Raw genomic sequence first — 13,156 nt, 5'->3', positions numbered from 1 at the left:
CAACGGGGGTATGGGAGTTCACCGAGCCGCTGGTCCCGGCAGCGTCGCACGCCAGGTGCAACTGCAGGCACCGCAGCCCCGAGGCGACTCGATAGACTCGGGTTCGCGGCGGCCCCGCCGCGTTTGCGAACCCCTGGCGCTGCGGGCTTCCGCCCGGACGCGACCGATGAACGCGTGAGTTGTGGAGGGCGTGGTGAAACGCGGCAGGATCACCATGAACGACGTGGCGCAGCTCGCCGGAGTCTCGACGATGACGGTCTCCAACGTCATCAACGACCGCGTCAAGGTCAGCCCCGAGGCCCGCGAGCGGGTCCTGGCGGCCATTCGCGAATCCGGATACCAGATCAACGCGGCGGCGCGGAGCCTCCGGTCCGGTCGCAGCGGCGTCATCGGGCTCGCCGTGCCGCAAGTCGGCAACGCCTACTTCGGGATGTTCGCCGCACTGGTCATCGAGGAGGCGCAGCGGCACGGCTACCACGTCGCCATCGAGCAGACCGGCGCCGCCGCTGTGGGCGAGGCCGCGGCCATCGCCCAGTCGCAGCGGCTCCAGCTCGACGGCCTCCTGCTCTCACTCGCCACCGCCGAAACCGACGCTCCCGGACTGCCGCTCACCGACCAGAGTCCGCCGATCGTGGTCCTCGGCGAGCAGGACCCCACGGGCCGGTTCGACCACGTCTCCGTCGGGAACGAGGCCGGCGCCGCCGCGGCGACCGCGCACCTGCTCGACCGGGGATGCCGCCGCGTCGCCGTCGTCACCGGCGGCAGCCTCGACCGGCTCACCATGCTCACGCGCCGCTACAACGGCTACAGGACCGCACTCGAGGAGCGCGGGATCCGGCCGGACCCGCGGCTGCGCTTCGTCGTCGACTCCCTCTCGCGGGACGGCGCCCGCACCACCGGCCACCGGATCGCCGACTCGGGGCTCGGCGTCGACGGCGTGGTGGCGCTCAACGACATGGCGGCCATGGGCGTCATCCGCGGCCTGCACGACCGGGGGGTGGGCGTCCCCGGCGACGTCCGCGTCATCGGCTTCGACGACCTTCCCGAGTCCGCGCTCTACATCCCGTCGCTCTCGACAGTCGGCCCCGACCACCGGTTGAAGGCCGCCAAAGCCGTGGAGCTGATCCTCTCCCGCATCGACGACCCGCTGATTCCGCCCCGCGAGTTCACCACGCCGTGCGAGGTCATCCCGCGGGAGTCGACCGCTTGAGGCCGCAAGGCCCGGCGGCCGTCTGTGGCGGGCCGCCGGGCTTTGCCGCTCAGAGCGCGTCGCACTGGCCGCTCTTCGGCCCCCGCACCTCGTTGCCGGCGCCGGTTGGCGCCGGTTCGTTGCCGGTGCAGGAGAGCGGGCCGCTGATCTCGTTGCCTGCGATCGTGTTCCAACCGATCGTGCCGGTGACGGTCACCGGTCCGAGGACCTGGTTCGGGTCGCAGCCGAGCGACGGATTCCCGAGTGTCACGGAGGCACCGCCGGTGAGTGTCACCGGGCCGGCGATCTGGGTGCCGCACAGCATCACCACGGACGCGCTGGTGGCGGAGACCGGGCCGGTGATCCGGGCACCGTCCGTCACGAGCGAAGCCCCTTCGGCGACGTTCACCGGGCCGAACACGCGAGCCGCGTCGCCGAGGCAGGTCGTGCCCGTGGCGATCGCGAGCGGCCCGTAGTGCGTGCGGTCGATCTCGGTGTCGCAAGCGGGCGAGGCGAACGCGTCGACCACGTCGACGACCGCCGCGACTTGGCCGTACTGGGTCGAACCGGTGACGGTGACCCGCCCTGCCTCGTCGGTGGACGGCGTGTCGTTCCAGTCGACCGGAACGGCCTCCTCCGTACCGTCCGCAGTGGTCAGCACCCGCACGGTTTCGGGCAGTGCGGGGACGCCGCCGGTCTCGACAGCCGTGTAGACCGTGTCCTCGACGATGTGTGTGGCGCGACTGCGGTGGTAGACGTCGATCGAGGCGTTCGGCTCCGAGGCGTTCGTGCCCGGCACGTTGCGGAACATCGACTGCCAGTTCGCGGGCTCCCACACGAGCGCCCCGGCGCCCTGGTCGCCGAGGACGTCGTTGACCATCTGGAAGACGTGCTGGATCGCGTCGGCCTGGCCCTGGACGGTGCGCGGGAACGTCGAGTTCGGCATCGTGCCGCCGCCGCTCGCCGGGTAGGAGGTCTCGGCGATCTCGATCTTGTACTGCGGGTAGGTGGTCGCGAGCGTGTGGAGGTTCGACTCCATCTGCGCGAGGCTGCCGTGGTGCTCGGGGTAGTAGGAGAGCGCGAGCACGTCGAAGTCCTGGCCCTTGGCGTGCAAGCGGGTGGTGAGCTGGTCCCAGTACTCCCCGGCCTTGCCCATGCCGCTGATGCGCCCGATCACCGAGTGGAGCTCCACTTCGGATTCGGGCGAGGCGTCGCGGACCGCCGCGATTCCGGCCGCGAGGAGCGTCGTGAACCGGTCCCAGGATTCGAGGTAGCGCTGGCGCTCAGCGGGGTCGGCCGAGTTCCGGTACTGCCAGAGGATGCCGCCGCCGGGTTGGGACTGGTAGACCGAGGCCTGGTTGCGGAAGTAGGGCGGGTTCGCACCCGCGTGCACCGCTTCGGTCGCGGGAGCACCGACGGCCTCGCTGCCCCACATGAACCCGTTGGCGATCTCGTTGCCGACCGCGACCTTGTCGGGGACGGTCCCTTGCGCGACGAGCTGGCTCACGTAGTCGTACGTGTAGTCGTAGACGGCGTCGGTGAGCTCGGGGAACGCGAGTTCGGCCCAGGCCCGCGGCTTGGGCTGCTTGCCCGGGTCGGCCCACGAGTCGGCGTAGTGGAAGTCGATGCCCAGGCCGAGGCCCCGCTCGGCGACCTCCTGTGCCGAGACGAGCGTCCGCTCGGGCCCCTGGTACGGCACCGGATTGCGATCGCCGGTGGACTCGTTGCGCGGCTCGTTGAACACCCGCAGCCGCGTGTACTCCATGCCGCGGTCCTGCATGACGTCCAGCAGGTGCGGGCCCGCGCCGCGGTCCTGCTCGAGCGGGTTCACCCAGTACTCGCGGGTCGCTCCGTCCATCCAGGAGAGGTCCGCGCCGAGGACCACGTCGTCGCGCAGGTAGTTGTAGACCTCGAGTTCGCTGACGCCGACCGCCGCGCCCGGCGAGGTACCGGTGACGGTCACTCGGACGTACCGGGTGCCGGGGAGGGAGAACAGGTCGACGCCGCCCGCCCCCGGGGAGGCGTTGTCCGACCGGTCGGCGACGACCTCCCACTGCTCCCCGTCCGCTGATGCCTCCACTATGTACTGATGAACGGCGCCGGGGTCCGCGAAGGTGACGTGGACTTTGCGGAGGTTGCCGTAGGCCCCGCCCAGGTCCAGCCGGAGCCATTGGCCCGCATCGGGGTCGGTCGGCGACCACGCGGTGGCCGGATCCTGGTCGACCGCGAGCGCGGCGGTCTCGTCGCCGCTGCTCGCGGACGCCTCCACCCAGAACTTGGCGGCGAGGTTGCTCTCGATCGGGTTGATCTCGGCCTCGCCGTACAGCGCCGAGGCCGGGTCGGCCGTGCCGATGACGCCGGCCATCGCGCCGGCGAGCACGAGGGCCGCTGAGGCGGCCGCAGCGCTCCGTCGTGGTGGTCGCATGAAGGGTTCCTTTCGGGGGGTCAGCGGAAGAGGCTCGCGGGCACGATGCCCTGGCCGCGCAGCTCGTTGCGGACGAGCTGCGCGAACTGGTCCGCGCCGTGCTCGGAGGTGTGGGTGTTGTCGCTCGCCTCGTTGGTGAGGAAGAGGGCCTTGGAACGTTCGGGGCCGAGCTGCTCGACGAGCTGCTTCGTGAGCGCGGTCAGGTCGATGAGGTCCACGCCCTGCTGCTGCGCCAGGGAGCGCATCTCGCGGGGCAGGTCGGCGCCGACGCCGTTGACGTGCAGGGCGGTGCTGTTGTTCAGCGTCCCGTCGCTGTTGAACGAGCGGCGGACGATCGGCGTGACGAGGACCGGGACGCCGCCTTGGGCTTCCACGCCGTCGATCAGGCGGGTGAGGTTCGAGCGGAAGGTCGCGGCGCTGGTCTGCTTGTCGTTGTGCCCGAACTGAATGAGCACCACGTCGCCGGGGCGGATGAGCGGCCGCATGGTCGGGAAGAGCCGGGAGTCGGACAGGAACGAGCCGGAGCTGTCGCCCGAGTCGGCGTAGTTCGCGACGGACAGGCCTTGGTCGAAGTACTGCGGCAGCTGCTGGCCCCAGCCGGTGTACGGGCGGGTGGACTGGTCGCAGACCGTCGAGTCGCCCGCGAGGAACAGCTGCGGCTGCCGCACCGGTGTCACGGCGACGCTGGTCAGGCGCGGCGCGGAGCCGCTGAAGTACAGGTTGAGGCCGGGGTTGCCGGTGGACGCGGTCGGCTGGCCTTCGGGGTTGCGGACGTTGACGGTGAAGGTCTTGGTCACCTGCTGCCCGGCGGCGGTGACCGTCGTGCCGAGCATCGTGCGGCGGGCCTCAGCGGTGACCACTGTGGATCCCGCGGTTGCGCCCCCGAGGACCACGGTGACGTCGTAGGTCCCGGGCGGCACGTCGTACCGGCAGGAGATGGGCGAGGTGCCCGTGCAGCCGTCGAGACCGCCCGGTTCGCCGCCGCCCGACACGGGGATGAGCCGGAACTGCTGGTTGGCGCCGCCGTTGGCGGTGTACTGGCTGATGCGGGAGCCGGGGGTCGTCGAGCGCTCCCAGACGTCGAGCGCCTTGCCGGAGAGGCGGCTGACGAAGGTCGCGTAGCCGCCGCTCTCTTGGACCTGCCACTGCTGGTTGGTCGAGTTCTGGTCGGTGTACTGCGCGATGGTCGCGCCGTCGGCGAGGCTCTTCCCCCACACGTCGAGCGCTTTGCCCGAGTGGCGGGCCTGGATCCGGTAGTAGCCGCCGCCGGCGTCGATGAACCGGAACTGCTGGCTCTGGGCGTCGGTGCGGGTGTTCTGGATGAGTCGGGCGCCGGTAGCGGTGGAGGCGCCTTCGATCTCGAACACGAGCCCCGACGACCGCGATTCGATGAAGTACCAGGCGGAGGTGTCGGGCGCGGCGTTCGCGCCGACGGGAGCGAGGACGAGGAGGGTGAGGACCGCTGCCGCGGCCGCCACGAGGGCGGCCGCCTTTCGCGGGAGCCGAGCGATTGAGGTCTGCATGACCGCTCCGATCGAGAGGAGGAAACGGGCCGGGGGCTACTTGACGTGCCCGGCGATGGGGAGCGGGAGCGCCTTCGCGCCTTCGGAGACGATGCGGGCCATCTGGCTCGCGCCGTACTCCTGGAAGTGGGTGTTGTCGGCGACGCCGTTGGGGAAGGCCGGGTACTGACCGGCGGCCAGGTGGAGGAACACACGCTTCGCTGCCTCGGGTCCGATGCCGTTGAGGTAGGTGCGCGAGCGGGCCGAGAGGTCGATCATCGCGACGCCGGTCTCGTCGACGAGCTCGTAGACCTTGTTCACGTAGTCGGGGAACGAGACCCGGAAGCTGCCGCTGGAGTCGTAGTCGCGCCGCGAGACCGGGGTGAGCAGGACCGGGGTCGCGCCGCGCGCGGTCGCACCCGCCATGTAGTGGTCGCGCAGGTACATCTTGTAGTCCGCGGGCGAGGTGTACCGCTCGGGACGCGAGACCGTGGCGTCGTTGTGTCCGAACTGGACGAAAAGGTAGTCGCCGGGCCGGATCGCGTTGAGGATCGTGGTCAGGCGGCCCTCGTTGATGAACGAGCGCGACGAGCGCCCGCCGATGGCGTGGTTGGCCACGGTGGTGTCCGCGTCGAAGTAGCCCGCGAGATTCTGGCCCCAGCCCATCTGCGGGTAGTAGCCCGAGTTGTAGGTCTGGGCGGTGGAGTCGGAGGCGATGAAGATCGTCGGCGTCCCGTCCCCGGGCGCGGAGCCGACCGGCAGCGCCCGCCACTGCTGGTTCGTGCCGCCGTTCGAGTCGTACTGCGAGATGCGCGCGCCCGCGGCCGTCGACCGCTCCCAGACGTCGAGCGCCTTGCCGGAGTTGCGGTTGACGAACCGCAGGTAGGTGCCGTCGTCGAGGATCTGCCACTGCTGGTTCGTCCCGCCGTTGTCGTTGTACTGCACGACGTCCGCGCCGTTGGCGGTGCTGCGGGCCGAGACGTCGAGCACCAGGTTCGAGTGGCGGGCCTGGATCTTGTAGTAGCCGCCGCCGGCGTCGACGAAGCGGAACTGCTGCTGGTTCGCGTCGGTCCGGGGCTGCTGCACGAGCACCGCCCCGGCCGCGGTGGAGGCCGAGAGGTCGAAGACCAGCCCGGAGTGGCGGCTCTGCAGCACGTACCACGTGCCGGGGGTGAAGGCCGCGTGGGCGGTGGCGGTGCCGAACAGGCCTCCGGCGGCCGCGCCAGCGGCGAGGGCGGCCAGGGAGCGGCGGGTGAGCCTGGCCTTGAACGGGTCGGCGGTGTCGGGAGTGGTCATTGATGCTCCAGTCGTGCGAGGGTCGGGCCGCGGCGCTGACCGCGGCCCGGATCGGTCGGGGCGCGCGCCCCGGGCGCCTCCGGCACGGGCGCCCGGGGCACGCGGGTCTCACGGGGTGTGGACGTCGGGCCAGGGGTAGGAGGTCTTGTCGCTGCCGATGTAGAAGCTCGGGTGCGGCGGCTGGTTGTACGCCGTGTTCTGCCAGGCGATGGCCACGCGGTACTGCGGGTCGTGCATGAGCGTGGCGATGCGCAGGTTCGTCTGGTGCGGAGTCGCGTAGATCCGCAGCGCCGAACTGTCCGAGGTCTTCCAGACGACCTCTTCGCGCCAGTCGCCGAACAGGTCGGCCGACAGCGCGGGGGTCGACTTGGTGCCGTTGTTCGAGGTGACGCCCGATCCGCTCAGGAGCGTGCCGGAGGGGTAGTTGGTGATCTGGGTGCCGTCGAGCAGTTCGCGCTCGCCGTCGCCGTCCCACCAGGACAGGAAGTTCATCGACCCGGGCTTCGACCCGATGTTCTGGCCCGAGGCGTTGAGCAGGCCGCCGACGTTCGCCGACCAGTACTCGGCGCCCGGGTTGGAGGCGAGCACGTTCGCGGCCACGCCGCGGCCGTTGTCGCCGCTCGCGCCGGTCTGGAACATGATCTGGCCGTTCGAGCCGTTCAGGTGCGAGGAGGGCTGGTTCCCTGCCTCGTGCACCATGAAGACCTCCTGGCCCGCGCGGCTCGGCACGAAGTCCGAGACGTGCAGCGCGTCGCCGTGGCCGAACCTGGTGTTCCACAGCGGCTGCCCGTTCGAGCCGACCGCCATGGCCCCGTAGACCACGTCCTGGTTCCCGTCGCCGTTCAGGTCGGCGATCGAGAGGCTGTGCGCGCCTTGGCCCGCGTACTGGGAGCCGGCGGTGTTGGAGTCGAAGGTCCAGCGGGTGGTGAGGTCAGTGCCGTTCCAGTCGACCGCCCAGATCACCGAGCGCGTGTAGTAGCCGCGGGCGAAGATCATCGACGGAGTCGCGCCGTCGAGGTAGGCGGTCCCGGCGAGGAACCGGTCGGACCGGTTGCCGTAGTTGTCGCCCCAGCTCGAGACGTTGCCGCGCGGCGGGTTGTAGTTGACGGTGTCCATCGCGGCTCCGGTCTGGCCGTTGAAGACCGTCAGGAACTCCGGGCCGGAGAGGATGTAGCCGTCACCGTTGCGGTAATCCGCGCTGGCGTTGCCGATCACGGTGCCGACGCCGTCGCGGGTGCCGTCGGCGGTCTTCATCGCGACCTCGGCCTTGCCGTCGCCGTCGTAGTCGAAGACCTGGAACTGGGTGTAGTGCGCACCGGAGCGGATGTTGCGGCCCAGGTCGATGCGCCACAGGCGGGTGCCGTCGAGCCGGTAGGCGTCGATGATGGTGTTGCCCGTGACCCCCGCCTGCGCGTTGTCCTTCGCGTTGGAGGGGTACCACTTGACGATGTACTCGTAGTCGCCGTCACCGTCGAGGTCGCCGACGCTGACGTCGTTCGCCTCGTAGGTGAAGCCGCTGGCCGAGGGCCGCTGGATCGGGATGTTGAGGTAGCCGCTCGAGTTGAACACCGCTTCAGCGCCGGAGGCGGCGCCTTCGGTGCCGTTGGCGACGGCGCGCACGGTGTACTGGGAGCTGCCGGAACCGCCGGTGTCGAGGTAGTTCGACGCGCCGGTCAGGGGGCTGGCGTTGAGCTTGGCGCCGTCGCGGTAGACATTGAAGGCCACATTGGACGGATCGGTGCCCAGCAGCCGCCAGGACACGAGCCGGCCTGAGCCCGAGGGGACCACGGTGACGCCGCGCGTCAGCTCTTCGACCTCGTACCGGCCGTCGCCGGTCTGCGGCGGAGCGCCGTCTTCCAGTTCGATGTAGTCGATGTTCGCCAGACCCGCCGCGGTGGAGGCGGCCAGGCGGATCGTGTTCGCGCCCGCGTTGACCGGGACCGTGACGGTCTTGGTCGACCAGGTCGTCCACCCGCCGGTGGCGGGGAACGCGCTCGCCGCCTGGACCGTGGTCCCGTTGACGGAGATGTCGGCCGAGCGGGTGTCGGTGCCGCCGTGGGCGTAGCGGATCGCCAGCGTCGCCGTGCCCGCGGCCGCGGCGTTGACCGTGTACTGGTTGGCCGCGCCGACCGCGTTGCTCGAGTTGCAGAATCCCGCACCGGAGTATCCGGCGTGGTTGGAGTCGATGGTGCCGTCGCAGGTGGCCGGGGAGCTCTCCGCTTCGTAGCGGACGGTCGCGGCGTCGGCGGCGTTGAGGGTGATCATGGTGGCGGTCGCGGCCACCAGGCCGATCACCGCCGCCGCGGGGGCTCGCAGGCGCCTGGCCCGACGAGAAGAAGCCTTGAACATGTTCACTCCATGTCGGATGGTTGTAACGATGCGATCCCTGATCAGACGGCCTGGCGGGTGAAGCGCTGGTTCGCGGCCCCGTTCGGGGTGTACTGCGAGATGCGGGCGCCGTCGGCGGTGGACTTCTCCCAGACGTCCATGGCGAGGCCGCTGGAGCGGTTGATGATGCTGACGGTGCCGTCGCCGTGGGTGGTGAGGCGCCACTGCTGGGTCGTGGCGGTGCTTTCGGGCTGCTGGGTGATGTCGGCCCCGCTGCTGTTGCTCGCGACCTGGAGGACCAGGCCGGAGTGGCGGGCCTTGATCCGGAAGTGGCCGTCGCCGGTGTCGGCGAACGCGAAGTCCTGGTTGGTGCGGCCCGTCGCGGCCCACTGGATCAGGCGTGCGCCCGCGGTCGTGGAGACCGCGTCGATGTCGGCCTGCTTGCCGCTGTGCTGGGCGATCAGGCGGAAGTGGCCCGTGCCGGGCGTGTCCCCGAGCTGCGATTCCCACCTCGTGTTCGACCCTGCCGCGTCGGCGGGCAGGCGGTCGCGGGCGGCGGTGTCGCCGTACATGGTCCAGCGAGCCCAGTCGACGACCGTGGTCGGGAACCGCTGGTCGCTCCAGAAGCTCGTGTGGGTGCCGCCCACGAAGGTCAGGAACGCCTTCGGCCAGGTCATCTCGTTGTACGCCTGCCGGGCCGAGCTGTACCCGGTCAGGTCGTCCCGGTCGCCGTGGACGAACAGGACCTTGGCGTTGACCGAACTGGACGGGGTGCCCTGGTCCGTGCACGACTGCGGGTTCGCCGAGATGATGCGGCTGTCGGCCCAGCGGGTCAGCAGGCCGTGGGTGGTCATGCCGCCCAAGGAGTGCCCGGAGACGCCGACGCCGATGTCGGTGCGGATGTGCCCGGCGAGCGGCCCGCTCGCGTTGAGCGCGAGGGTGTTGGTGATGATCTGCGAGACGTCCTTGGGGGTCTCGCCGTTGCCCACGTCGCTGGGGTTGTGGTTGAAGTGCGGGGCGGGGACGATGAACCCCGCTTCGGCCAGCCGCCGGATGATGAACAGCGAGTTCTGCGGGCTGCTCTGGTAGCCGTGCGTGAAGTTGTAGACGGGGAAGACGCCGTTGGCGACCGGGGCGTCCGTGACCGGGTTGCCGCCCGCGGCCCCGGTGGCCGGGTAGTAGACGTAAGTGGTGCAGGCGCGGCTGCCGCGGGTCCAGTTGTAGCGGCGGACGCCGACGGCGAACGGGGTGGAGGGGGCGGGGTCGGCGAACGCCTGGCCGCCGCCCAGGAGGGCTGCGCCCGCGCCGACGGCCGTCATGGCGCCGAGGCCGAGGAAGGTCCTGCGCTGCATTGACATGGGTACTCCTTGCGTGAGGGTTTGGCGATGGAAGTCCGTCGGCCGCCCGCGACGCGGTGCGTTCGGAGGGCACGGCTGATGCCGTGCCGGGCGCGCGCGTCCGAGGCGCCGACTGGGGACTTTCGGTGTCGAAGAGGCCGTTGCCGGGGCGGCCCCCGTTGGATCGGCTCCCCGCTGGTCGAAGGGCGCCGGCTTCCGTGGAAGCGGTTTCAACGAATTGAATTATATGGATAAATCGATACTTGGTCAAGCGTCCCGGTAGCCGCTTGTGAACGTTTTTCCCAGGGGCGACGCCGGATCGGAGCAGATCAGGCCGAGCCGCGCACGATCAGCTCGGTGGGCAGCACGACCGACTCGGTCGGCTCGCCGTCGAGCAGGGCGATGAGCAGGCGCACGGCCTCCTCCGCGACCCGGTCGAGCGGTTGGCGGACGGTGGTGAGCATCGGGCTCGTCGCCGTGGCGATCGCGGAGTCGTCGAATCCGGCCACCGCCACGTCGCCGGGCACCGAACGGCCCGAGCGCTGCAGCACCCGCAGCGCACCGGCGGCCATGAGGTCGGAGGCGACGAAGACCGCGTCGAGCGCCGGGACGTTCGCCAGGAGTTCGGTCATGGCGCGCTCGCCGCCGGACTGCGTGTAGTCGCCGTGCACCACCATGCGCTTGGCCGCCCTGCGGCCCAGCACGCCGGTGAAGCCCTCCAGGCGCAGCGTCCCGCCGGGGGTGTCGAGCGGACCGGTGACCATGCCGATCCGGCGGCGCCCCAGGCCCACGAGGTACTCGGTGATGAGCTCGGCGCCGCCGCGGTCGTCGGCCGCCGCGTACGGGACGACGCTCTCGCTGCCGAGGACCGCGCCGCACGCCACGGCGGGGACGCCGCTGCGTTCGATGGACTCCAGCAGCGGGTCGCCCGCGTGCGCCGAGATGAGCAGGACGCCGTCGGCGTGGCCGCCGCGCAGGTAGCGGGCGACGCGCTCGCGCCCGACGTCGTCGACCACCATGAGCACCAGCGCCATGTCGCGCTCCGCGAGCCGCCGCGTGGCCGCCCGCAGCAGCACCGGGAAGTTCGGGTCCTCGAACAGGCGCTCCTGCGGTTCGGACACGACCATCACGACCGAGCCGGTGCGGCTGGTCTTGAGGCTGCGGGCGGCGCGGTTGACGACGTACCCGGTCTCCTCCACCGCCCGCCGCACCGCCAGCTCGGCGGCCAGCGAGACGTTCGCGTGCCCGTTGAGGACGCGTGAGACCGTCCCCGTCGAGACGCCGGAGGCCGCCGCGACGTCGTTGATGGTCGGCCGTTTCCGTGCCATTGCCCGGTCCTTCCCGCAACGTGGTCCATGCGCGCACAGGCGGGGCGGCCGTCGCGCGGCCGCCCCGCCCGCCGTCACGCGGTGCGGACCAAGCGCACGTCGTCGATGTTGATCCAGTTGCCGCCGTTGGCGCTCGTGTAGAAGCCGACCTCGACGCGGCCGCTGGTGACCTGGATTCCGGAGATGGTCACCTGCGTCCAGGTCGAGGTCACCGGCAGGTTGGCCTGACGCTCGGTGCCGCCGTGGTTCTTGGCGTACATGCGCGCGGCGCTCTGGCCGCCCCCGTTCATGACCCAGGCGGTGAGCGTGTACGTCCCGTTCGGGACGCTCGCCGACTGGTAGGCCGAGGCGGCGTACGCGGTGGACTTCCAGAACGTGAGCTTGCTCGAGCCCTGGTAGATGCTGCCGCGCGACTCGCGGAAGACCGCGTTCGTGTCGGCGCTGTTCTGCGCCCAGACGCTCCAGCCGCTCGCCGGGCTGCCTGAGGTCTCGAAGCCGCCGTTGGCGAGCACGTTCTGGCCGGTGCCCGGATCGCCGCCGCCGGTAGTCTCCGCGAAGACGTCGAGGGTCGACAGCGCGGCGCCGCTGCAGTTGAACAGGCCCTGGTTGTCCCAGGAGTTGCTCTCTCCCGCGAAGTCGTTGATGTAGGCCATGCCCGCCTGGCTCGCCCAGCTCGTATTGCCGAGCCACGCCGGCTCCCACCACACCAGGCCGCGGCCGCGGTCGTTCGGCACGGCCTGCACGGCGTTGCGCACGTCGCGCAGGAACTGGGTCTGTCCGGCGACCGTGGCCGGGTAGCCCGACTCCTGCGCGTGCGAGCTGGTGAAGATGTTGCCGCGCCCGTCGCAGTCGGTCAGCGTGTGGGCGTAGGCGGTCTCCACGATGAGCACGTCCTTGCCGTAGCGCGCGGACACGTCGTTCATGTTGGCGCGCAGCTGGGTCATCGTGCCGTGCCAGTACGGGTAGTAGGACATGGCGATGATGTCGTACGGGACGCCCTGGTTGCGGGCGTTGTCGAACCAGGTCCGGTACGCGGCGTTGTTGCCGCCGCGGTCGAGGTGCAGCGCGATCTCGATGCCGCTCGCGCCTTCGTGGACGCCCGCGATCCCGGCCTTGAGCAGGCCGCCGAGCTGGCTCCAGTTGGAAGTGCTGCCGGTCGGCTGGAGCATCCCGTTGGTGATCTCGTTGCCGACCTGCACGATGTCGGGAGTGGCGCCCGCGGCGGCCATCTGCGAGACGACGCTGCGGGAGTACTCGCGCACTGCCGCCGTCAGCTGGCTGTAGGAGAGGCTCTGCCAGGCCTTGGGCTTGATCTGCTTGCCCGGGTCGGCCCAGAAGTCCGAGTAGTGGAGGTCGAGCAGCACGTCCATGCCGAGGGCCTTGGCGCGCTGCGCCAGCGCGATCGTCTTCGCGAGGTCGTTGGTGCCGCCGCCGTAGGCCTGGCCCGACGACGAGTACGGGTTGTTCCAGAGCCGCAGCCGGACCAGGTTGGCGCCGTTGTCGGCCATGATGCTCAGGGCGTCGTCCTGCACGCCGTCGTGGGAGAACCGCACTCCGGACCGCTCGACGTCGATCAGGGTGCCGGGGTCCACGCCCATGTAGAAGTCGTCGCGCACGGCCTGGGCGGGAGAGGAGGCCGTGGCGAATGCCGTGAAGCTCAGGGCGGCGGCGAGTGCCACCGCGACGATGCGTCTCATGTGTCGCTCCTTTGCGATTGGGGGCGCCGGGCGGCGCGCGCCCGGACGGTGAAG

General features: G+C 70.7%; 8 protein-coding genes. 1 reads left to right on the top strand and 7 read right to left on the bottom strand.

Going from position 1 to position 13,156, the window contains the following annotated elements:
- The first annotated feature begins 193 nt into the window (after positions 1 to 193).
- On the top strand, positions 194 to 1,210 hold the full coding sequence (locus ACGGCP_RS10785; protein ID WP_392964085.1) for a LacI family DNA-binding transcriptional regulator: 1,017 nt from the start codon (positions 194 to 196) through the stop codon (positions 1,208 to 1,210).
- Between the two features lie 49 nt (positions 1,211 to 1,259).
- Here the strand turns inward: ACGGCP_RS10785 and ACGGCP_RS10780 are convergent, their stop codons facing one another.
- The 7 genes from ACGGCP_RS10780 to ACGGCP_RS10750 form a co-directional block, all read right to left on the bottom strand.
- Positions 1,260 to 3,614, bottom strand: coding sequence for a glycosyl hydrolase 53 family protein (locus ACGGCP_RS10780; protein ID WP_392964082.1), 2,355 nt, complete (start codon positions 3,612 to 3,614; stop codon positions 1,260 to 1,262).
- A 20-nt stretch (positions 3,615 to 3,634) separates the two neighbouring features.
- A complete protein-coding gene (locus ACGGCP_RS10775; protein ID WP_392964080.1) occupies positions 3,635 to 5,137 on the bottom strand; it encodes an RICIN domain-containing protein in 1,503 nt (500 codons plus the stop codon).
- Between the two features lie 36 nt (positions 5,138 to 5,173).
- Positions 5,174 to 6,412, bottom strand: a complete 1,239-nt coding sequence (locus ACGGCP_RS10770; RefSeq protein WP_392964077.1) for an RICIN domain-containing protein — start codon at positions 6,410 to 6,412, stop codon at positions 5,174 to 5,176.
- Between the two features lie 108 nt (positions 6,413 to 6,520).
- A complete protein-coding gene (locus tag ACGGCP_RS10765; RefSeq protein ID WP_392964075.1) occupies positions 6,521 to 8,761 on the bottom strand; it encodes a carbohydrate-binding protein in 2,241 nt (746 codons plus the stop codon).
- Between the two features lie 41 nt (positions 8,762 to 8,802).
- Positions 8,803 to 10,092: an RICIN domain-containing protein gene (locus ACGGCP_RS10760; protein ID WP_392964073.1), complete on the bottom strand. Its 1,290-nt coding sequence runs from the start codon at positions 10,090 to 10,092 to the stop codon at positions 8,803 to 8,805.
- A gap of 314 nt (positions 10,093 to 10,406) precedes the next feature.
- Positions 10,407 to 11,405, bottom strand: a complete 999-nt coding sequence (locus tag ACGGCP_RS10755) for a LacI family DNA-binding transcriptional regulator (protein WP_392964071.1) — start codon at positions 11,403 to 11,405, stop codon at positions 10,407 to 10,409.
- 74 nt (positions 11,406 to 11,479) lie between these two features.
- A complete protein-coding gene (locus ACGGCP_RS10750) occupies positions 11,480 to 13,102 on the bottom strand; it encodes an arabinogalactan endo-beta-1,4-galactanase (RefSeq protein ID WP_392964068.1) in 1,623 nt (540 codons plus the stop codon).
- Positions 13,103 to 13,156: the final 54 nt, after the last annotated feature.

The sequence above is a fragment of the Glycomyces sp. NPDC048151 genome, from assembly GCF_043202775.1.
Lineage (GTDB): Bacteria > Actinomycetota > Actinomycetes > Mycobacteriales > Micromonosporaceae > Glycomyces.
The sequence above is the reverse complement of the archived record's forward strand: the minus strand, read 5'-3'. Positions and strand labels throughout refer to the sequence as shown.